A 20,948-nucleotide genomic window follows, 5' to 3' on the forward strand; every position below is an offset into this window, starting at 1 on the left:
TGTAACACCTGAGTTACAAATGCATGAGGGTGTTATGTCTCTTTTATTAAGAAAGTATTGTTTGCACTTTATCATTATATTATCTAGTTCATTGTTAATGGCATGTGGTGATAACAAAGAGAGTGATAGAGACTCCGATTTGGCTAACATTGTTAATGGGAATACGGCAATCACCTCAAGTGCTGATGATGGCTCAAGTGCTGATGATGACTTAAGTGCTGATGATGGCTCAAGTGCTGATGATGACTTAAGTGCTGATGATGACTTAAGTGCTGATGATGACTCAAGTGCTGATGATGACTTAAGTGCTGATGATGACTTAAGTGCTGATGATGACTTAAGTGCTGATGATGGCTCAATTGCTGATGTTGTCTTAATTGCAGAGGATGGCTTAAAGGTAGATGACAGCACAAGTACAGATGATGACTTAAGGGCTGATGAAATCATTCTTGTTATAGAAGTTGGTGAATCTTCAAATTACCCATTTAAATGGACAAGATCGAGAACTAGGTTCTGTAACCTTTAATGGTACTCAATTAAGCTATATGCCTACTAGTGGAGTTTTTGGTAAAGATATTTAACTGGTTGGTTGATGGCTTATCAGTAGGGACATTGTCAACGCTTGAAGCGCAAATGGTGGATACTGCTTCTAACATTCAATTACAAGTGTCTGGTCAAGATGAATACGGTCAAGTTGCGTTGCCTCAGTATGCCACTTATACGCCAAATCATATTGTGAATGTATATTCGACCACGATTGCTTTTGCTGCATTGAAAAAAGATGGCAGTGTCGTGACATGGGGAGATAGTCGATATGGAGGAGACAGCAGTAAAGTCGCTGATAAACTGGCTATGGGGGTGGAGACTATTTCTTCAACTGATTATGCTTTTGCTGCACTAAGGACGGATGGCCGTGTTGTGACTTGGGGCGAGGATTTTTTTGGCGGTGATAGTAGTGCCGTTGAAGATAAATTAATGAGTGGCGTTAAACATATCTCTTCAACCACGAGTGCCTTTGCAGCATTAAAAGATGATGGAACTGTGGTGACATGGGGATATTCTGGTGGTGATAGTAGTGGGGTTTCGAGTTATCTTACTAATATTGAAGGATTATTTTCAACTAATGGTGCATTTGCTGCGCTTAGAAACGATGGCAGCGTTATTACTTGGGGAGAAAACGCTTCTGGAGGGAACAGCAATAATGTTGCGGATCAACTCCAAAATGGTGTGAGTAGCATATATGCGAATGAGGGCGCTTTTGCTGCATTAAAGGTTGATGGCACCGTTGTCACTTGGGGGAAAAATGATTTTGGAGGAAATAGCAGTTATGTGGAAGAGCAGCTTATTAACGTAGAGAATATCGTGGTGACTCGCAAAGCGTTTGCGGCATTGAAAAGGGATGGTATGGTGATTGTGTGGGGAAACAGTCTTGATGAACAGCTCTATGATGTCAAAAAGCTATTTGCGACCAATTATGCTTTTGCTGCATTGAAATACGATGGCAGTGTTATGACTTGGGGGGAGAGTAAATATGGCGGTGATAGTAGTGACATCGCGGATCAACTGACTAATATAGAGAATATCTTTTCAACCGATTACGCTTTTGCTGCAATAAGAGCCGATAATCATGTTATTACTTGGGGGCGTTATAACTATGGTACCGACAATATTGCTCAAGTAGAACCATTTACCATGGGAGTTAAGACTATTTATACCAATGACTTTGCTTTTGCTGCGTTAACCGAGGATAACAAAGTGGTGACATGGGGAAGTAATACTTTTGGTGGAGATAGTCATAGTGTTGCTCAGCAGCTTATTGATGTAGAAACTATTTATATGAATAGATATTCTTTTACTGCCCAAACTGCCTCTGGCAAGCTGATTTCCTGGGGTATTAATACCGGCGGAGATAGCCGACATGTTATCAATCAACTCAATGGTAATATTGATACTGTGTATTCAGTCGATTCTGCCTTTGCGGCACTTACTCATGATGGTAGTGTGGTGACATGGGGACAAAAAGAATATGGTGGAGATAGCAGTCATGTTGCCGATCAACTTGCTGATGGTGTGGAACACATTTATTCATCAGAAGGGGCATTTGCTGTACTCAAATATGATGGTAGAGTGGTGACATGGGGTTATAGCGATTCAGGTGGTGACAGCACGGCTGTGAGTGAGGACATTGCCAGTGGTGTGACTTTTATTTCTGCCACTAGAAGTGCATTTGCAGCATTAAAAGATGATGGTAGTGTGATTACATGGGGAGAGAGCAATTACGGCGGTGACAGTACTAGTGTTGTCGAGAAAATAAGTAGTGGAGTCACACAGCTTTATGCCAATGATTATGCGTTTGCAGCATTGAAAACAGATGGGAGAGTGATTACATGGGGAAGAAATGGATACGGTGGAAATAGCAGTAATGTTGAAGATGAGTTGGTGAATGTTAAAGCTTTGTTTTCCACAGAAAGGGCATTTGCAGCGTTAAGGGAAGACGGAAGTGTCGTGACATGGGGAAATAATACTTTTGGTGGCGATAGCAGTGATGTCGCGGCTAATTTGATTAATATAGACAGAATATTCTCAACTGATGGTGCTTTTGCCGCTATGTCAATTGACGGTAAAGTTATTACATGGGGATATCGATTTTCTGGTGGTGACAGCAGTGATGTTACTGATGATTTGGTAAACGTAGAGACGATTTTTTCAAATCAGCGTGCTTTTGCCGCATTGAAAGAAGACGGTTCGGTTGTCACTTGGGGAGAAGGCGGTGACGGTGGAGATAGTAGTCATGTTGAATTGGTTAATATTAAGGATATTCAGTCAACTCCCTATGCTTTTGCCGCATTGAGAGAAGATGGCACCGTTGTCTCTTGGGGAAAAAGTTGGGCGGGTGGTGATAGTGGCTCGGTTGCAGATGAATTGGTTAATGTCAGCTCCCTTTTTTCAACCAGAAGTGCCTTTGCGGCGCTAAAAACTGACGGAACGGTGACTACTTGGGGAGGTGGTAATGGTGCGGATAGCCAAGCAGTCACCCATTTATTGATGAATGTAGAAACAATTTATCCCAGTGGTAGTGCTTTTGCAGCAGTAACGGCAGAAGGTGAACTGATCACATGGGATGATAATTATGGCCAAGATAGTCGTGCTGTCACGGATAAACTGGCGCCTTCTTTACTATTACTTGAAACATCTGTTGCGCCTTAAAAAGAATATGCCCTGATCTAATTGATGAGATCAGGGCATATTCTTCTGTCATTGACTTTAGTGTCACGAGTTCATTATTATTGCAGTAATAAAAGCGATCATTGATAACTTTATTTAGAAATAACCAGTATTACTCATAATAAGCCTAATGTTTATGCATGGAGCAACGGATAATAAGGCTTAAATCTGTCACTACCTCATAATACATTACCCCGTCGTTTGATTCGATATTTTAAAGGGGGTGGTTTTTTATTTTCATCAATTACTTTCACCTCAATACTTGCGCTTATTGCCAACGCTCTTAAGCGCAATAATGGAATCATACAAAGGAATGAAAAAAGGAATGAAAAGTCATGGCTAATGCAAGCAAGCTTAATCAAGTTCATTCAACGCCGATTGACTTAATGGAAAGTCAGGAGGATTTTTCAGCGGTTAAAAAAATGAAGAAGGAGCAAGGAGGGGAAGAGCAATCGATTTCTCATCAAGCGCCTTTTTATCATAAACGCAGAAAAGCCTTATCTGCAGAAGATATTGTGGTGATTATTGCCATTGTCATGACCTTGTTGTTAGCACCTGTACTGACCGTGCTATGGTATTTAAAAGAGCCAATTCTAGTGCCGCCACCTATTATTGCGATTTTTTTAGGCATTGCTGTTTCTTCAATACTTTATCGATTTCTAGGCGGGATCCATAATGCTTCATTGACGATTGGAGCATTAAGAGTCACTGGCTCTGCCGCTATTTTGATTTTTGTGGCCTGGTGGAGTAACGATGAATTGAAAGCGTTTATGCCCGTTATTGAACCTAAAGTGCCTGTATTTGATTTAACAAAAGATGTGATCCCCATGGCGCATTCTTGGCATGCGGTGAACACTGAAACCGGGCAACCTGTGTCATTGAATTTCCCTCACCATGATCAACAACATTCAGCACCTTCTTATGAAACCTTAAGTGATGTTAATATGCAGCATTCTTTGAATTTACATCAAAAAGGAGACAATTTAGTGGTGTCGCTGGATCATCACGCTCGGCATATCATGGGAACATTGCCCCTTGAAGAGCTTAATGCCTTAGGTTTTTTCAATAAAGTGAATATGCAGTTAAGGCCTTTTGAGGTGGCGACATTTGGCGCAAAACAAGGTATTGATATGAACTCGACATTGCCTTTTACTATCCATACTAATGGATTTTCGGAGAACTATACGCGTTTTACGCTTAAGGCGAAAAATGATGAGAAAATCATTTATGAAGACTCGATTTTACTCAGGGGAGCAAAGCTATTTCAATATAAAAATAAGTATTATTTTATCAGTGTTGTGCAAGTGAATCATGCTCCCGATGATATTGAGCCTTATGCAAAAATTTATCTTGCCGAGTTAGGTGTGAGTTACATATAGTCGTGATTGAAAGAGTATTTGTTTGATTGAGTCACCATTGACGTATTTCATTGATTAAATTTAAATGATGTAAGGATAATAAAGGTGGCTCTTTCGTTCAGTTCGTCCTACTTTAAGCGTGCCGAATAGGAAAGGTTATTTGCTAAGTTTACCAGAAAAGAGATCCTCAATATTTAATATTGTTCCAGTGAGATTCAGGTATTTAGAAAGTGGTTTAATAGTGGTAAACTGCATTTAAGACTTCAGTTTTCCCTTTTGTTCTGACGATGCATTCACCAATGAAATTATCAGTATTGAGTGATTTTAAGCAAGACACTCACTCTATCAATACCCCTTGTGATACCCTCGGTGTTGATGTGCAGCTGGCGGAACTTCAATGGCCTGTGCTGGTTTGCTATCAAGGTGATGATGAACTGGTTTATATTGCAGATGAAGCCGCTTGGTTGGCGTATTGTGATGAGGCGCCAACTTTGATAGCAGGAGAAGATAAACTGATTGATGCCAGTGGCCAGCTTTATCATATGATAGAAAGTGACGGTCAATTAGTTTTGTTTGCCACCAATAGGATCTTTTTGTTCGCCGAATTGTTAGCTTTAGTAAGAAAAAATGCCTGTTTAGTGCAACAAAGCTGCAGTGCAAAAATCGATGCAAATACTTATCGCCAGCTTATTCATATTGTTTACGACCTTAATCGAGTGGAAAGCCTATAGCCTTCTGGTGTGGGCAAAATGTTATGCTCTGCGTTTCATAATAGGGCGCTTAATGACAGGAGCCTGTCTTTTCATATTCTGTTCCCAATTGACGCTCTTATATCGTATGATAAATATACTTGGCCGATAACAGTGGATTAAAATGAAAAAGATCATTGAATATTTGCGTTTAATACTCTTTATGGCAGGTGTGCTGGTGGGTATACAAGCGCCCAGTGTTGTGGATCAATATGGTAAACGTTTACAATCACAACTCACCGAATCTAAATTGAGTTTAAGTGCCTTTCAAGGTGATGCCGATCGCTACTTTGGTGGCAGTTTGGATAAGCTGATCGCATATTATCAGAATAATGAGGATCCCGTGTTTAGTGATGCGGGCAAGAATGTGGAAGCTCTCATGCAGCGGCAAATTGCATTATCAACGGCTTGGCAGCGCTTTTCTGCGAATATATACAGTCCTTATCTGCAGTTTGTCTTTGATCCTATGTTGGATATTAAAACCCAAGTATTAGCCCAATATACTTATTCTATCGTATTAAATAAGCAAGCGATTGTGCTTGGTTTAATGGCCGGGGGCCTGCTGGCGGCTGGGGCTGAATGTTTGCTAATCTTGATGTGGCAAACATTGGCTTTATTAAAACGTATGGTTTTTGGCCCGGCACGAAGAAGAAGGCCTATTTAATTTGATAAGATGACACAGTCACTCACTTGAAATCATAGCAGGTTAATGACTGGATTATTGTAATACCTGTGATACCTGTGATACCTGTGATACCTGTGATACCTGTGATACCTGTGATACCTGTGATACCTGAATCCGACATTTTCAGTTCAGGCATTACGGGTATCATTCATATCATGTTACTTGGGTTTAATGATGATGGTTGAAAGGTAACATCATTAATATGATTATTTTCATCATTGTCCTCATTAAGCATTTTAATATCTTCCTCAAGTTCTTTAATCTCTTTAGCGTTTGTGGAGGTTAACTCTAGATTATGAATAGGAAGCTCAACCGGTTTGTTTATAGCGTCTTTTTTGAGAACTTGATTACCATTACCTATATCATGTACTTGCATTTCACCCTTAACGGCATTGATTTTAGCAATGAGGATATTGGCCATATAGAAAGAGGTTGTCACATTATGATGATCTTCGCGTTTATGAAATTCACCGATAGCACCTTGACCCGCTAATTCCCGTAACGCTTCGAACTTTTCATTGAGTTTTTTGAGTCTGTCTGGATGGCTAGTGTTATTAGCAATATCTTGTAATGATAGATACTCATCACCCTCAAAATACTGATTAGCTTGTTCAATTCTTTGCATATTTGTACGGGGATCGGTGAGTTCTTGAAGCTCTTTTAGATTATGGCTTAGCTTATTGAGTATTTCTCCATCAGGATCGTCGGTATTGACTTTACTGAACACATTCATTTCTTTTATTGCATTTAATGCCTGTTGTTTTTTACTGTGGCAGAAAATCGTGTCAAAGGCTTTTTCAAGTACCGTCAGTTTAGTGGCTTTGTCTATGTCTCCGTTTAGTAATGCTTTGGCTCTTTCTTTTCCGATTGAAATATCTTGAAGATCAGGGGCGTAATGTGACATATGCAAGGTGACATTCGTGAATATACTCATTATTTGTGCTCAAAGATAAAATGATATTGGTATTATTGTATTTTTGTGCTAATGAATGCTTCCAGATTTATATCAAAGTAATATTTTTAATGTCAATTAATGTAAAGCTTTTACGTATCCGTTATTTAACCTGAACTCGGGATAATGAGTGTCAAAAATGTGAGGTAACCCATTTAATATTATAAAATTGAATGAAATTGGGTCATTCTTTATTGTCGAACTTGGCTTAATACTGCAATTTTTGTCGATATCAAGGCGTGATTTCGTATCTAATAGTAAGCTATTAGTAGAAAGCACAACACAGATAGGGGCAAGAATAGTGCTATTAAGCGGCGCTGCTTATCCCGAATTCAGGTTATTTATGTATTACGTAAAAACTGAAACTTATTGGAATAAGATTAAAATGATAGCTCTTCAGCAACCCAAGCGCCGGAGGCTGATAAATCTAGACTGTTTTCAAAGCCGCCACAAACGGCGTTGACCTTAGCAATGATCTGTCCGTCGACAATGAAGGTGGTATGACTATCCACTTCATTTCTTTTGATTTGAAATAGTGCACTATTTCCCTCTCCAGCAAGTTCTTTTAATTGTTTAAAATTATGTTCCATGGCAATAACTTGCTGAGTTGCACTGTGAGTTTTATCGGTAAATTCAAGATCAACCATGGCATCAATGACATTCATTGCATTGTCTTTTTTGCTGTCACAGAATATTCGGTCAAAGGATTTTTCAAAGCATCCAAGCTGAGTCACATTATCAATATCACCTCTAATGAAGGCGGTGAGCCGTTGTTTGCCTAAAGACACATCTTTAGTGGTTTGCTCTGAGGTGTTTAATTGATCTTGAGATATGGTCACTCTTGGGTGAATAAGTGAAAGAGTCGGCATAGTTTTCCATTGCATGTAAAAATTAAAATGATAGTTTGGATTAAATACGGCTTATTTTTGTCTATTTTAAGATCAAATTAACGCCTTGTAAGTTAACTAAACCTATTGTAAATAAGATTATTTAATCGATACAGATTATTGTGTTATTACCGCTATTTCACTATCACTTTTTAGCATTTCTTTTTAAAAGTGGTCAAACCTGCTTTGTTGAAGAGTCAATTGGAAAGTCATCGGCGCGGCGCCATATCGTGCAAACAGTGCAAGATTGAGTCAATTATCGAGATTTTTTGTCTTTTAACGAAGAAAGTCTCTTTTATGAGTATAATTTAATCATCATTGAGGGTAAGAGTATTTCGCCGCTTTTTGACTTTTGTTAAAATAGAGAAAATTACAGGAGAGATGTGTATATGTCAGTTTATGTTGTGGGCCATAAAATTCCAGACTCAGATTCTATTTGTGGTGCGATCGCTTTAACCTATTTGAGAAATCAGATTGGTGAAGATTCCATTGCAGCGCGTTTGGGGGAGTTATCGCCAGAAACTGCGTTTATTTTAGATAAATTTGGTTTTGACGCGCCAGAGCTCAAACTCAGTTATGCTGGCGAAAAAGTGTATATTGTGGATCACTCTGAAGTGACTCAAGCGCCTGATGATATTGCCGATGCGACCATTGTGGGTATTGTTGATCATCATAAGTTAGGGGATTTAACGACATCGACACCGCTAGAATGTTGGATCCGCCCAGTGGGCTGTAGTAACACTATTATAAAAATGATGTATGATTTTCATAATGTTGCCATTCCAAAAGCCATTGCAGGCATTATGATGTGTGCAATTTTAAGCGACACTGTGATTTTTAAATCACCAACCTGTACCACTGCAGATATTCGTTGTGTTGAAGCCTTAGCTGAAATTGCTGAAGTTGAGGATTTCAAAGCACTGGGAATGGAGATGTTTAAAGTCAAATCTGCCGTCGAAGGCACACCTGTGCGTGATTTGGTGATGCGTGATTTCAAAGACTTTAACATGAATGGCCATAAAGTGGGAATTGGTCAATTAGAAGTTATTGATTTATCCGTTTTTGATGACTTAAAAGCCGACTTGGAAGCGGATATTGCCGCCTTAAAAGAGGAAGGTGAGCGCCACAGTGTGCTATTGTTGTTGACCGATATTATGAAAGAAGGCTCAGAATTACTGGTGAGCAGTGATGATGCGTCGCTCATTGAGAAAGCTTATAATAAAGGTTTGATTGAAGACAAAGTTTGGCTAGATGGTGTATTAAGCCGCAAAAAACAAGTTGTGCCGCCATTGCAAGCCGTGTTTGCTTGATAGAAGCGTTATCTTAAGCGTCTTTAATCTTTATTTGTGCTAACTGCTTTGTGGCTGTGTTGTAAGAGTATTGCAGTATATTATCGAAGACGTATAGCGACAGAATCAATAATGCCAGTCAGTTTTACTGACTGGCATTGTCTTTTATTAGGTATTAGGTATTAGGTTTTAGGTTTTAGGTTTGCAGTTCACTTATTGAGTATTCGTTCGTAATTTAGTTAATTTAGCTTGGGCTAAACCTAAGACAGAGTTTGCCGAATAATGGTCTTTCTCATTGGGTTTACCCATTGGGGTATCCATTAACAGTTCAATGGCTTGGTTGACATGTTTAATGGCCCAAATGTGAAAGTGTCCCTTTTTCACGGCGTCTATGATGTCTTTTCTTAACATTAAATTGTGAATGTTTGCATGGGGAATAATGACCCCTTGGGTGGGCTTTACTCCTTTTATTTGGCAAACATCGAAAAAGCCTTCAATTTTTTCATTAACCCCACCTATAGGCTGGGATTCACCAAACTGATTCATTGAGCCTGTAATTGCGATATCTTGACGTAAGGGCAACTCTGAGATGGAAGACAATATGGTACACAGCTCAGCCATGGTGGCACTGTCACCATCGACACCCGCATAGGATTGTTCAAAGGTGAGGTGGATTGAGAGTGGGATTTTATCTGTTTTACCCAGAATGGAAGCGATAAAGGCGGTTAAAATCATCACACCTTTTGAATGAATACTGCCGCTTAATTCTACTTTTCTTTCAATATCAAAGACTTTACCTTCGCCAAAAGAAGTGGTTGCTGTGATCCTGCTCGGTGCACCAAAGAGGTGATCGGACGTGGACATGACAGATAAGGCATTGACTTGGCCTATGGTTTTGCCTTGTGTATCCAATAAAGTGGAGCCATTAATGAAACTTTGCATAAACTCATCTTTGGCTCGACAAATTCTTAGTTCCTTATTTTGCAAAGCTTGTTCAACATGGCTTACGCGAATGAGTGTTGACTTTACACTGCGAGCGCAATAATTGGCTTCTCTGAGTAAGTTAGCAATATCAACTGAGTGTAAGGAGAGTTCATTTTGATTGTCCGCTTGTCTTGCACTAAATTCGATAATCCTAGCAATGGCGGCACGATCGCAATGTCGCATTTTATTGCTGTGAACAATACTGGAGATAAATTGTGCATAATGGTGTTCAGATTGTGGCGTGCGAGGCATTTTATCTTCAAAATCGGCCGTCACTTTAAACAATTCACAAAATTCAGGATCGAAACTTTGTAGCAATTGATATGTGCGATGATCGCCAAACAAAATAATTTTAACATTTAATGGAACGGCTTCAGGATCTAGCGAGATTGCGCCGGATAAGGTTACTTCTTTTTCAAGTGAGCTCATGCTGAGTTTTTTGGAACGCAATGCGCGTTTGAGACCATCCCAAACATAGGGGTGTTCAAGTACTTTTACCGCATCAAGCATTAATACACCACCATTGGCTTTATGTAAGCTACCTGGGCGAATGAATGAAAAATCCGTGATAACGGTGCCTTTATAGGTGGCATTTTCTACATAACCAAACAAGGTATGGTAATTGGGGCTGTCTTCAACAATGATGGGAGGGGTCTTTTTTTCTTGTGAGACTAAGATATTGACTTGATACCGCCGAGGCATTTTTTTACTCAATGCGGCGTAAGCCAAGGCGATTTGTTCTTCATTTTCTTCAAGAAAAATATCCAGATTATCCAGTATGTCTTTTTGCATTGCCGTTAAATATTGTTTTACTTGCGGTAATGCGATGTATTTTTCAAGTAATTTATGAAAATTGTGTTCTAAAACATCCTCTGCCACTTGTTCATCATGTTTTTGTTGTTTTTCAGTGTACTCTTCTTCCCAAACGGTGATTTTTCTGATTAAGCCTCTTAATTTGGCTTCCAGTTTACTGATGATGGTTTGCAATTTTGCTTGTTTTGCTTGACTCAGCTGACTGTAAGACTCTTCTGTATGAGGTTCTTCCCCATTCAGAGCTACCAGTTCATAGTTTCCTTTTGCTGAAATGGTTAAACTGACACCGAGTTTTTTCGCATCTTCTGTGAGGGCGATAATGGCTTGCTCTTGCTTTGAAGCGAGTTCATTTTTAAGTTTATCGGCCCGTGAATAATACATTTCATTATCAAATGCTAAAGGCAGTGCTTTTAGCAATTTTTGCATGAGCTTTTCAATGTCTTTTTTAAACTTTGGACCCATTTGTGAAGGCAACATCAATACCTTAGGCTGCCTTGCATCTTCAAAATTCACCACATAGCACCAATCATATAAAGCGGTGTTATCATCTATGGTATCGCTTTCTAATTGATGCTGTTTATTGAGATGGCGCAAGATCATGGTGCGCTTGCCTAGACCATTTCGGCCCAATGCGTAAATATTATAGCCTTTCTCTTTCATCGATAGCGCAAATTCAACGGCGTGCTGAGCACGGGCTTGACCGACAATTTCATCTAAGGGGGCTAACTGTTTAGTGGATGTGCAATTGACATCGAGTGCTTTGAGTTCAGAGCGGCGATACAGCTGCTCACTGCTGAGAGGGGTTATAGGCATAATGCGTCCTCTTAAGGCATATTTTTTTCTACTCTATACCCTTAGTGATTTCATTTCTGCACTAAATGGTCATTTTTCACAATTATTAATAAAAATAATGGCTTTTAGGGTGTTTTTTGTACAGATTAAGGTGTATTTAATCCGTTTTTGAAAGTGATCGTAATGATGTAAGTAATCGCAATGATGATGACTAGTTAAATCAAGGGAGAAGAAGTATCGCGGCCACAGAATGTGACCGGAATACTTTTTATGATGTTACTTTGTCATTACAGTTTTGGGTAATGGGGTTTAATATCGGTTGGAATACTGGCCATTTTTTGATTGATACTGGCGACGTCATCATCAAGTACGGCGTATTTGGCTAAAAAGGCTTTGGCCGCTTGATAATCTCCCAGCGCTTGGATCATAGTGATCTCCTTAACGAGATCGCTGATGGCCATTTCTAATTCAACAAAGTTAACTTTATAAGTCTGTGTCTGTTTATCAAAAGTAAAGGCTTGCTTTTCTTTGAAGAAATTATATTGAAATGCCGCGCCAGCACCGTGAGCCTCATGAATACCAAATCGCATTGAACGGAAAAGCCCAGCAAAATAAGTGACTAACATATTTTGGCGTTCAGTTTTAGGTAATTCGCCTTTATCCATTAAGAACAGCATGTTATAGGCCCCCATAACATCTGCTTTGCCTTCTTCTATTTTAGAGTAGGTTTCTTTTAACTCTTCGCTCACACTGGTTTCACGACCATTTAGCGTGAGTGTACCTGGGCCTAATCCGTGGGAGAGCTCATGGAATAAGGTTTCATTGAAAAAGTATTTTTCCATTAATAACGGCTGTTGCTCTTTACTAATGATGAGTGAAGAAATAGGCTGCATAATAGCTTGATATTTTGCATTGAGTACATTCTTCAACATGACTTTTTTGCTGCCTTTGACTTCTCTAACATATTCATCATTGGGCAAGTTAAAAGCCACAGTTTGCACGCCAGGTTTGTTATCGCCACCTCCTGCAATCTGATCCACCACAGAAATTGGCGATTCAGAACCACGTTGTAAGTTCTTGTATTGGTCTTGAATGGGAAGATTGAGTTCCATCTGCGTTAAGTACTTTTTGTAAACCGCCAGTTTGGCACTATCTTCGGGGTTTCTGACAGTGATAAAGGCCTCAAAAAATGTTTTGTAACCAAAGAGTTTATCCGTATAGGTTTCATAAGGCCCAATAGCGACTTCCAGCTGACCAGTTAAATCCATCCAAGCCATTTCTGAGTCACGGTATTGATCATTTAAAAAGGCATCCGCGCGCTTTAATAAAAATATTCGCAAACTTTTATCATGTGTTAAAGCGGCGGCTTCTTGCATTAATTTCGCCGCTGCTTGAAGTTCTGTGGCGTAATATTGGCTATAGGGAATGGCTTTGAGTTTATCGCCCTCACGAACAATGACAGTATAGCCACTTTTAAATGCTGCTTCATCTTCTGGATGGGCGGCGATCCATTGATTAAATTCTTCTCGAGTCATATCTACTGGGTAGACTCCCGCGCCATCAGGCCGCTTGGTGTCACCAAAAAATGGCTTATCTGCCTCTAAGGTATCCCAAGGGCCATAATGTAAATCAAATAAGGACAATAAAGTGGACTGATGTGGGCTGTTTGAATCGATAATGGCTTTGCGGATCTGTGCATTATTTTCATAAGTTTGTTTTAGATAGATCACATCTAAAATATCGGCGACTTGGATTAACTTTTTGAGGACTTGAATATCTTGTTTTGAAAGCGCGGATAAATCGGTGTGCATATCGACATCAACAAAACGATTCAGCATATGTTGGTAATCTTGGGCTATTTGTGTATTGCTCGCTTCTGTGAGAGTGGGGGAATGGCTTTCTGGTTGTGAGCAAGCATTTAACAAGCTAACCAAGACAAGGGAAATCAATGTGGGTTTTAGCAAGAGGAAGCTCTCCATTTTATAATTGTTGTTTACATTTATCGATAGTAATCTACATATAGCGAGAGCATTAATAAAGCTTATTTGCATGAATTTTGCGCTTTTAGATATTGATTGATGTGTTTTTAGCTTTTTTGGGGATACTTTTATCATTTTTATGTAATTCAAAAGTGCTTTTGATTTATATTGAGTTTCCAATATGTGATGATTAAGCTTATGGCGTTTGTTGTTAAAAGGTGTAAAAGTGAGTCAAAGATTAGCTATAGAGTCGGTCATTAAGCCATTAGAAATAGAAGATTTCCCTGCTGTAATATCATTAGGTAATAAGGTACATGGGGAAGGTTATTTAACAGAATCAAGTTTAATGACAATGAGAAACATGGGCATTAAAGCAGGGATTAATGCCAGTTTTGTATTATATCAAGCAAGGACGTTAGTGGGGTTTAGATTAACTTACGCGCCTGAACAATGGCAAATCGATCAATGGTGTTCTCCTAAGCAATGGAGAATGCGTGTTCAAGATTTATGTTATTTTAAATGCAATACCATTGCGCCAGATTTTCAGGGACAAGGGGGGGGAGGACGATTATTGGCGGCGGCAATTCAGGCTGTTAAAAAACAAGGTGGCTTGGGCGGAATAAGCCATCTTTGGCAACAAAGTCCTAATAATGCAGCAGTGAAGTATTTTACGAAAGCTGGCGGGGAATTAGTCGCGACTCATTTGAAGCGATGGAGCGATCCTGTGGAATATGCCGATTATGAATGTGTCTTATGTGGTTCACCATGCCAGTGTAGCGCATGCGAAATGATTTTACGTTTTTGAGTCGATTGTTTTGGGAGTTATCGTTTTATGTCGACGCATCATGTTAATTTTGATCCCCTTGTTCAGTCTTTTCCTCATCATCAAGAGCCGCCTCATTCTTACTGGGCGAGTACGCAAGCATTACCTTCTGCGCGCCCAAGTTTAGTCGGTACACAGCAAACTGAAGTTGCCATTATTGGTGGAGGATATACTGGGTTATTGACGGCATATTATCTTGCTAATATTTTTTCAATTGACGCTTGTGTTTTAGAAGCCAATCAAGTGGGCTTTGGTGCCAGTGCATGTAATGCCGGCTTTGTATTGAAAGGATCGGGACGTTTAGGTTATCAACAAATGGCTAAACGTTGGGATGTGGATACGGCAAAAGGTATTTATCGAGAATTCAGTGACGCCGTGTCTCGAGTCGATGCGCTTATTCAAGATAATCATATTGCGTGTGAGCCACAACAAAAAGGCTATCTCAAGATTGCACACAATGAAAAGGCCATGGCGCAGCTAAAGGGGGCCGCTAACTTTATTAGCGAGCATTTAGGTGAGGATGCGACCTTTATTTCTCGTGAGCAATTATCGACAGAGTTTATGGATCATAAACAAGCTTATGGTGCATTAAGGTTAAATGACGGCTTTGGGATTAATCCGTTTAAATTACTATTAGGCTATAAAAAACTGCTTCAAAGTCAAAAGGTGCCCTTATTTGAAAATGCATGTGTGCTGCAATGGATAGAAGAGCAAGGAAAGCATCGTTTATTAACAGATAAGGGTGAGTTAACGGCGAGAAAAGTCATCACTGTGGGTAATGCTTATACGCCTAAGCGTTTTAATTACCGTGTTGATAATCACTTTTTACCGATTTTAAGCCAGGTTTTTGTGACAGAGCCCTTAACGCAAGAGCAATTAGCCTTATCGGGGCTGAAGACCCACCAGGTGGCGATGGATACTCGTATTTTAAAATATTATTATCGTTTACTGCCTGATAATCGATTATTATTTGGTGGCCGAGGGGCTATTTACGGTAAAGATGCCCATAAGTCAGAATACTTGCAGCGCTTATACTTGGCTATGTTGCGATGCTTTCCACATCTAGCATCCACCAATATTGCATATAGTTGGACGGGGTGGATAGCTGCAGCCATGGATGATATGCCCCATGTTTATGAAAAAAAGGGGGTAGGTTACAGTTTGGGATATTGTGGAGCTGGAGTATCATTCAGTGCTCAGGCCGCTTTTCGACTGGCTCAACAAATTGCCGGTGTTAAAGTGCCTGATTTGCCTCTATACACACAAGCCTTACCCAGTTTTCCTTTTCCAAGAGCGAGAAGAGCGGGGCAATGGGCGTATTATCATTATGCTTGGTTAAAAGATAAATGGGGTTAGCAGGTATTGATTAAGGTGCTTTTGGGAAGAAGCTGATGAGATGAAGGTGTTATTTTGATTGCACTTGATATGGAATATTATCAACGAGAAATGGTAGTGAAACATGGCAAAAACAACACTCGATAAAATGCTAAACAGACATGACAAATTAATTCATTCTGAAGCTATGAAAGTCGTTAGCCATACACAAAGAGAAAAAGAAGAATGGGTATTGCATACGTTAATGGTTGCAGGCTGTGAAACGCCTTTTAAATTTCGGCGTACTCAAAAGTACAAAAGTTTAGCCGGTGCTCGGGTGAACATGACATATTACAGTGATGTTGAGCAAGTAGCCGGTTTTGATGTCGATATTTTTAAAATAGTGAGAATAAAAAGGGCGTAAATGTCCTTGATTGACGAATAAAAAAACCTGTCAAAGACAGGTTTTTTTATTGGGGACAAAGCATTAATTAGAATGCAGTACTCATATAGTACTGAGTATTAGTACTAAGCATTCATTAATGCGAGTGTGTTATCTAGCATACGATTACTAAAGCCCCACTCATTATCATACCAAGCCATGACTTTCACAAGACGACCGCTTACGCGAGTTTGTGTGGCATCAAAGTTAGATGAATAAGGGTTGTGATTAAAATCAATAGACACTAATGGCTCATGATTAACCGCTAACACTTCACTTAGCGGTGAGCTTTGCGCTGCTTTTTCAATAATAGCATTGATTTCTTCAACACTTGTATCGCGTGCAGCAATAAAAGAGAGATCAACTAGTGACACATTAATCGTTGGAACGCGAACGGCTAGGCCATCAAATTTGCCTTTGAGTTCAGGCACCACTAAGCCAACAGCGGCAGCTGCGCCAGTTTGTGTTGGGATCATGGATGCTGCGGCAGCACGGGCACGACGAAGATCATTATGATAGACGTCAGAAAGACGTTGATCGTTAGTATAAGCGTGAATGGTCGTCATCAGACCTGATTCGATGCCAATTTCATCATTAAGTGGTTTAGCGAATGGCGCTAAACAGTTAGTGGTGCATGAAGCATTTGAAATCACCGTCATGTCAGAGGTGATTTCATCATTATTCACGCCATAAACGACAGTGGCGTCGACATTTTTACCTGGTGCAGAAATAATAACTTTCTTAGCGCCAGCATTGAGGTGAGGCTGAACAGCTTCTTTAGAAGTGAAAATGCCTGTGCACTCATACACAACGTCAACGTCCAATTCTGCCCAAGGCAGATTAGCAGGATCACGCTCTTGAAAAGTGGCGATTTTATCTTCATTAATAAAAATAGCGTCTTCACTATGTTCCACTTTGGCGTTAAAACGGCCATGAACAGAATCATATTTGGTTAAATGAGCGTTAATAGACGCATCACCTAAATCATTGATAGCAACAATTTGGATCGGGTAATCTTTTTCACTTTCATAAAGTGCACGTAAAATATTGCGGCCGATACGGCCATAGCCATTAATTGCAACGCGGATAGTCATTTGATATCCCTCAAGTCATGTGTAAACTGAAATTAGTTGTAAAATTACCAAACTGACAGAAATCGTCAAGTTATATCGCCTTATTTCCCATTATTTACGGTAAAAAGACGGTTTTTTATTACATAGAGCACATTTTTCGCTTTTTAATAGTACAGTTTAGAGGCATCAATCCTACTTCTTGTATGCGAGACGTTATCCAGTGGTGTTGTGATATTGAAGTCTCATCCTTTTGAGTCATTGGCTATAGTAAAGTCTATTTTGATTGTTTTTGCGTTGTTTGAGATCAATGGAATGTTTAAAAAAAGCGATTTCCAGTCAAAATCGAGTCAATTTGAATATGAATACCCTTTAAAATGTTTTATTTCATTTTTATTCCATGAAATAAAAAGGCGTAATTGGTCCTTTAAAGAGACTATTTTTACGTTAAAGAGGGGGAAATGATGTAAACATTACAACATTGCGTGCCCAAATGCCTTTATTTCTGATTTTTTGCTAATTAAATTACATATTTACTCATTTTTTCTGACTAGAAAGCCAAAGGGATTTTCATTACAATAAGGCCGTTTTTACATGAATAATCACCTTTCTTTTTGTTACTCAAACAGTTCTGTTTTCACAGAGATATGAGATCAAGGATTTATAAATGAGCGCTGATAAACACCTACAAAGTTGGCAAGAACGTTTTGAAATGGCTGAGGCAATGCAGCCTTTGTTAGGAAAATTATACCGTAACCAAGGTGTTGAAGTGGTTGTTTATGGTAAGCCTTTATTAAATGCCTCTACCATAGATATCATTAAAGCGCATCGTTTAGTGCGTCACCATGTGGGAGAAAAATTGCGATTGCGTGAGAGTTTACCTTTTATTGAAGCGCTGACTCGGTTAGCGGTGAAACAATGTAAAGTCGATATTGGTAAAGTGGCAGTGAACTATTGGCGTGAGTATTCTGATGACGCTCAAATCGATGCTTATATGAGTGATGTATTAGCGCCTGCAATTAATGAAGAACATGATGATGAAGCAAAGGATGTGGTGCTTTATGGATTTGGCCGTATTGGTCGTTTATTGGCACGTTTGTTAATAGAAAGAAGTGGTGTCAGTAATAAATTACGATTACGCGCCATAGTGTTGCGTGGGGGACGAAAAGGGGATTTAGAAAAAAGAGCCAGCTTACTTCGCCGTGATTCCGTTCATGGTCCTTTCAACGGCTCTGTATCCGTAGATGAAGAAAATAATGCCATCATTGCCAATGGTACCTATATTCAAATCATTAATGCTAATTCTCCAGATGAAATTGATTATACTCAATATGGTATTGAAGATGCGCTAATTGTAGACAATACGGGGATCTGGAAAGATGAAGCGGGATTAGGCTTACATCTTAAATCTAAAGGGGCGGCAAAAGTCTTATTAACGGCGCCCGCAAAAGGTAAGATTAAGAATATTGTCTATGGCGTTAATGAGGCCGATATTTTGCCTGAAGATACGATTATCTCAGCGGCTAGTTGTACAACCAATGCTATTACGCCAGTGTTAAAGGCGGTGAATGACGAATATGAAATTGTGAATGGTCATGTGGAAACCATCCATTCTTATACGAATGATCAAAATTTGATTGATAATTACCACAAAGCGGATAGACGAGGCCGTAGCGCCCCACTGAATATGGTGATAACTGAAACTGGCGCAGCAAAGGCTGTTGCTAAAGCCTTACCTGTGCTAGATGGCAAGCTAACCGGTAATGCGATACGTGTACCGACGCCGAATGTGTCAATGGCGATTATCAGTTTAAATTTAAATATTGAAACCGATAAAGCGGATATCAACGATTATTTACGTAATAAAGCATTGCATTCAGAATTACAAAATCAGATTGATTTTACTGAGTCGACCGAAATTGTCTCGAGCGATTTAGTCGGTTCACGTTATGCGGGAGTGCTAGATTCACAAGCTACGATTGCGGACGGTAAGCGTGCTATTTTATATGTTTGGTATGACAATGAGTTTGGCTATAGCTGCCAAGTGGTGGGTGTGATGCAAAAAATGTTGGCACTGAATTACCAATCTTTACCTCAACTTTAAACCTTAGCTTCAAGTGTTAAGGTAGATTTTTTAATCTAACGTTCAGAAATCAAACGCTCCGCTTAGTCGGGGCGTTTTATATTTAATCAAAAAAGTTAAAAAAACAACAGCTTGATTGATTTGGCAGCAAACGGAAGAATAAAATCATTTTGTTGATTGACTCTGATAAACAAATCGGTAGAATGCCATCCCGTACTCAAGACGAAGTGAACAAAATAAGTTATGTTCATCGAGTTTTAGAAGTTATAACCGCTTAGGTTAAAGGCGGCATTAACTCAGTTGGTAAGGTTGGAAATTGATACCTTCAATTGGATTAGGTGTAACAAAGTAGGCAATATCAACTCAGTTGATAAGGTTGAAATCGATACCTTAGATTGTGTTAGGTATAGCAAAGAAGGCGACATTAGCTCAGTTGGTAGAGCGATACCTTGCCAAGGTATAGGTCATCGGTTCGAACCCGATATGTCGCTCCAAAATAATGTTAAGTTATTTTGAAATAAAATTTGGCGCGATGGCAGAATGGCTATGCTGCGGATTGCAAATCCGTCGATCTCGGTTCGACTCCGGGTCGCGCCTCCAAATAAAGAAAATTTGAGTCAGCGATTTTACTATCAATGGCAGTATTAACTACCGATAATACGCATCAATTTTTCAAAAAGTTTTGCCCGAGTGGTGGAATCGGTAGACACAAGGGATTTAAAATCCCTCGCTTAATAGGCGTGCCAGTTCAAGTCTGGCCTCGGGTACCATTTTATGCATTGACGATGACTTTTAAAGTTAAATGAATGCGGGAAAAAATGGATAAGAAGGCATTAATTCAATCTATACGCTATCTATGTATATGAATGAATTAATGCAAAGCGTAATGCTTAACTTCTAAGATAAATGAACAAAAAAGTTTTGCCCGAGTGGTGGAATCGGTAGACACAAGGGATTTAAAATCCCTCGCTTAATAGGCGTGCCAGTTCAAGTCTGGCCTCGGGTACCATTTTTATTAATGCTTGTTCTGTTTAACAGTTAAGCGTGAAAAATGGTTAAGAAGGCATTCATTCAGTCGATACGCTATCTATGTATATGAATTAATGCAAAGCGTAATGCTTAACTTCTAAGATAAATGAACAAAATATTTTTGCCCGAGTGGTGGAATCGGTAGACACAAGGGATTTAAAATCCCTCGCTTAATAAGCGTGCCAGTTCAAGTCTGGCCTCGGGTACCATCTCATTAAAGCCCTAGCATAAGCTAGGGCTTTTTTGTGCCTGTTAATTGTGTGATACCAAATTGAGTAAATAGTGGCTCACATTCGAGTGATGGGATCGGTGAACACAAGGGATTTAATATCCCTCGCACGCTTGTTATAAAGAGCGCGTGCCAGTTCAAGTCTGGCCCGGGTACCATTCCATTAAGGCCCTAGCATAAGCTAGGGCTTTTTTGTGCCTGTTAATTGTGTGATACCAAATTGAGTAAATAGTGGCTCACATTCG

At 39.5% G+C, this 20,948-nt stretch carries 16 protein-coding genes and 5 tRNA genes; 15 read left to right on the forward strand and 6 right to left on the reverse strand.

Annotated elements, in window-relative coordinates; all coding sequences use genetic code 11:
- Nucleotides 1–34 precede the first annotated feature (34 nt).
- From Q0791_RS13495 to Q0791_RS13515, 5 genes are all read left to right on the forward strand, one after another.
- Nucleotides 35–526, forward strand: coding sequence for a hypothetical protein (locus tag Q0791_RS13495; RefSeq protein WP_299007193.1), 492 nt, complete (start codon nt 35–37; stop codon nt 524–526).
- A 38-nt stretch (nt 527–564) separates the two neighbouring features.
- A complete protein-coding gene (locus Q0791_RS13500) occupies nt 565–3,207 on the forward strand; it encodes a hypothetical protein (protein WP_299007196.1) in 2,643 nt (880 codons plus the stop codon).
- 353 nt (nt 3,208–3,560) lie between these two features.
- Nucleotides 3,561–4,604 (forward strand): hypothetical protein, encoded by a 1,044-nt coding sequence (locus Q0791_RS13505; protein WP_299007199.1) that lies wholly within the window; start codon nt 3,561–3,563, stop codon nt 4,602–4,604.
- A 278-nt stretch (nt 4,605–4,882) separates the two neighbouring features.
- A complete protein-coding gene (locus tag Q0791_RS13510; RefSeq protein WP_299007201.1) occupies nt 4,883–5,314 on the forward strand; it encodes a DUF4144 family protein in 432 nt (143 codons plus the stop codon).
- Between the two features lie 142 nt (nt 5,315–5,456).
- Nucleotides 5,457–5,996 (forward strand): DUF2937 family protein, encoded by a 540-nt coding sequence (locus Q0791_RS13515; RefSeq protein ID WP_299007203.1) that lies wholly within the window; start codon nt 5,457–5,459, stop codon nt 5,994–5,996.
- Between the two features lie 22 nt (nt 5,997–6,018).
- Here Q0791_RS13515 and Q0791_RS13520 read toward each other — a convergent pair whose 3' ends face one another.
- From Q0791_RS13520 to Q0791_RS13530, 3 genes are all read right to left on the reverse strand, one after another.
- On the reverse strand, nt 6,019–6,153 hold the full coding sequence (locus Q0791_RS13520) for a hypothetical protein (protein WP_299007205.1): 135 nt from the start codon (nt 6,151–6,153) through the stop codon (nt 6,019–6,021).
- Between the two features lie 12 nt (nt 6,154–6,165).
- Nucleotides 6,166–6,951, reverse strand: a complete 786-nt coding sequence (locus Q0791_RS13525) for a hypothetical protein (protein WP_299007207.1) — start codon at nt 6,949–6,951, stop codon at nt 6,166–6,168.
- Nucleotides 6,952–7,349: 398 nt separating this feature from the next.
- Nucleotides 7,350–7,838, reverse strand: a complete 489-nt coding sequence (locus tag Q0791_RS13530) for a hypothetical protein (protein WP_299007209.1) — start codon at nt 7,836–7,838, stop codon at nt 7,350–7,352.
- Between the two features lie 407 nt (nt 7,839–8,245).
- Between Q0791_RS13530 and Q0791_RS13535 the strand changes: the two genes are divergently transcribed.
- A complete protein-coding gene (locus Q0791_RS13535; protein ID WP_299007212.1) occupies nt 8,246–9,166 on the forward strand; it encodes a manganese-dependent inorganic pyrophosphatase in 921 nt (306 codons plus the stop codon).
- Nucleotides 9,167–9,358: 192 nt separating this feature from the next.
- Here Q0791_RS13535 and Q0791_RS13540 read toward each other — a convergent pair whose 3' ends face one another.
- Together Q0791_RS13540 and Q0791_RS13545 are read right to left on the reverse strand one after the other, a co-directional pair.
- Nucleotides 9,359–11,755: an AAA family ATPase gene (locus tag Q0791_RS13540; protein WP_299007214.1), complete on the reverse strand. Its 2,397-nt coding sequence runs from the start codon at nt 11,753–11,755 to the stop codon at nt 9,359–9,361.
- A 266-nt stretch (nt 11,756–12,021) separates the two neighbouring features.
- Nucleotides 12,022–13,698 carry a hypothetical protein gene (locus tag Q0791_RS13545; protein ID WP_299007216.1) on the reverse strand — a complete coding sequence of 559 codons (1,677 nt, stop codon included), beginning with the start codon at nt 13,696–13,698 and terminating at the stop codon, nt 12,022–12,024.
- 241 nt (nt 13,699–13,939) lie between these two features.
- On the opposite strand from Q0791_RS13545, the gene Q0791_RS13550 reads away from it, so the two are divergent.
- The 3 genes from Q0791_RS13550 (at nt 13,940) to Q0791_RS13560 (ending at nt 16,274) form a co-directional block, all read left to right on the forward strand.
- Nucleotides 13,940–14,518 carry a GNAT family N-acetyltransferase gene (locus tag Q0791_RS13550; protein WP_299007218.1) on the forward strand — a complete coding sequence of 193 codons (579 nt, stop codon included), beginning with the start codon at nt 13,940–13,942 and terminating at the stop codon, nt 14,516–14,518.
- A 27-nt stretch (nt 14,519–14,545) separates the two neighbouring features.
- A complete protein-coding gene (locus tag Q0791_RS13555; protein WP_299007220.1) occupies nt 14,546–15,892 on the forward strand; it encodes an FAD-binding oxidoreductase in 1,347 nt (448 codons plus the stop codon).
- A gap of 103 nt (nt 15,893–15,995) precedes the next feature.
- Nucleotides 15,996–16,274, forward strand: coding sequence for a hypothetical protein (locus Q0791_RS13560; RefSeq protein WP_299007222.1), 279 nt, complete (start codon nt 15,996–15,998; stop codon nt 16,272–16,274).
- A gap of 104 nt (nt 16,275–16,378) precedes the next feature.
- Here the strand turns inward: Q0791_RS13560 and gap are convergent, their stop codons facing one another.
- On the reverse strand, nt 16,379–17,386 hold the full coding sequence (gap, locus tag Q0791_RS13565) for a type I glyceraldehyde-3-phosphate dehydrogenase (RefSeq protein ID WP_299007224.1): 1,008 nt from the start codon (nt 17,384–17,386) through the stop codon (nt 16,379–16,381).
- Between the two features lie 643 nt (nt 17,387–18,029).
- Between gap and Q0791_RS13570 the strand changes: the two genes are divergently transcribed.
- The 6 genes from Q0791_RS13570 (at nt 18,030) to Q0791_RS13595 (ending at nt 20,683) form a co-directional block, all read left to right on the forward strand.
- Nucleotides 18,030–19,466 carry a glyceraldehyde-3-phosphate dehydrogenase gene (locus Q0791_RS13570; protein ID WP_299007226.1) on the forward strand — a complete coding sequence of 479 codons (1,437 nt, stop codon included), beginning with the start codon at nt 18,030–18,032 and terminating at the stop codon, nt 19,464–19,466.
- A 397-nt stretch (nt 19,467–19,863) separates the two neighbouring features.
- Nucleotides 19,864–19,939: transfer RNA gene (locus Q0791_RS13575), tRNA-Gly, on the forward strand.
- Between the two features lie 32 nt (nt 19,940–19,971).
- Nucleotides 19,972–20,045: transfer RNA gene (locus Q0791_RS13580), tRNA-Cys, on the forward strand.
- 84 nt (nt 20,046–20,129) lie between these two features.
- Nucleotides 20,130–20,215, forward strand: a tRNA-Leu gene (locus tag Q0791_RS13585).
- A gap of 153 nt (nt 20,216–20,368) precedes the next feature.
- Nucleotides 20,369–20,454: transfer RNA gene (locus Q0791_RS13590), tRNA-Leu, on the forward strand.
- A 143-nt stretch (nt 20,455–20,597) separates the two neighbouring features.
- Nucleotides 20,598–20,683: transfer RNA gene (locus Q0791_RS13595), tRNA-Leu, on the forward strand.
- Nucleotides 20,684–20,948 lie beyond the last annotated feature (265 nt).

The organism is uncultured Shewanella sp., assembly GCF_947495455.1.
In the GTDB taxonomy this organism is placed as follows: domain Bacteria; phylum Pseudomonadota; class Gammaproteobacteria; order Enterobacterales; family Shewanellaceae; genus Shewanella.

What these genes read in the sequence shown, in the direction of transcription:
- Q0791_RS13540 (WP_299007214.1), bottom strand. Translation starts at nt 11,755, where the DNA reads ATGCCTATAACCCCTCTCAGCAGTGAGCAGCTGTATCGCCGCTCTGAA.
- Q0791_RS13515 (WP_299007203.1), top strand. Translation starts at nt 5,457, where the DNA reads ATGAAAAAGATCATTGAATATTTGCGTTTAATACTCTTTATGGCAGGT.
- Q0791_RS13525 (WP_299007207.1), bottom strand. Translation starts at nt 6,951, where the DNA reads ATGAGTATATTCACGAATGTCACCTTGCATATGTCACATTACGCCCCT.
- Q0791_RS13510 (WP_299007201.1), top strand. Translation starts at nt 4,883, where the DNA reads ATGAAATTATCAGTATTGAGTGATTTTAAGCAAGACACTCACTCTATC.
- Q0791_RS13560 (WP_299007222.1), top strand. Translation starts at nt 15,996, where the DNA reads ATGGCAAAAACAACACTCGATAAAATGCTAAACAGACATGACAAATTA.
- Q0791_RS13555 (WP_299007220.1), top strand. Translation starts at nt 14,546, where the DNA reads ATGTCGACGCATCATGTTAATTTTGATCCCCTTGTTCAGTCTTTTCCT.
- Q0791_RS13530 (WP_299007209.1), bottom strand. Translation starts at nt 7,838, where the DNA reads ATGCCGACTCTTTCACTTATTCACCCAAGAGTGACCATATCTCAAGAT.
- Q0791_RS13570 (WP_299007226.1), top strand. Translation starts at nt 18,030, where the DNA reads ATGAGCGCTGATAAACACCTACAAAGTTGGCAAGAACGTTTTGAAATG.
- Q0791_RS13505 (WP_299007199.1), top strand. Translation starts at nt 3,561, where the DNA reads ATGGCTAATGCAAGCAAGCTTAATCAAGTTCATTCAACGCCGATTGAC.
- Q0791_RS13520 (WP_299007205.1), bottom strand. Translation starts at nt 6,153, where the DNA reads ATGCCTGAACTGAAAATGTCGGATTCAGGTATCACAGGTATCACAGGT.
- Q0791_RS13535 (WP_299007212.1), top strand. Translation starts at nt 8,246, where the DNA reads ATGTCAGTTTATGTTGTGGGCCATAAAATTCCAGACTCAGATTCTATT.
- Q0791_RS13495 (WP_299007193.1), top strand. Translation starts at nt 35, where the DNA reads ATGTCTCTTTTATTAAGAAAGTATTGTTTGCACTTTATCATTATATTA.
- gap (WP_299007224.1), bottom strand. Translation starts at nt 17,386, where the DNA reads ATGACTATCCGCGTTGCAATTAATGGCTATGGCCGTATCGGCCGCAAT.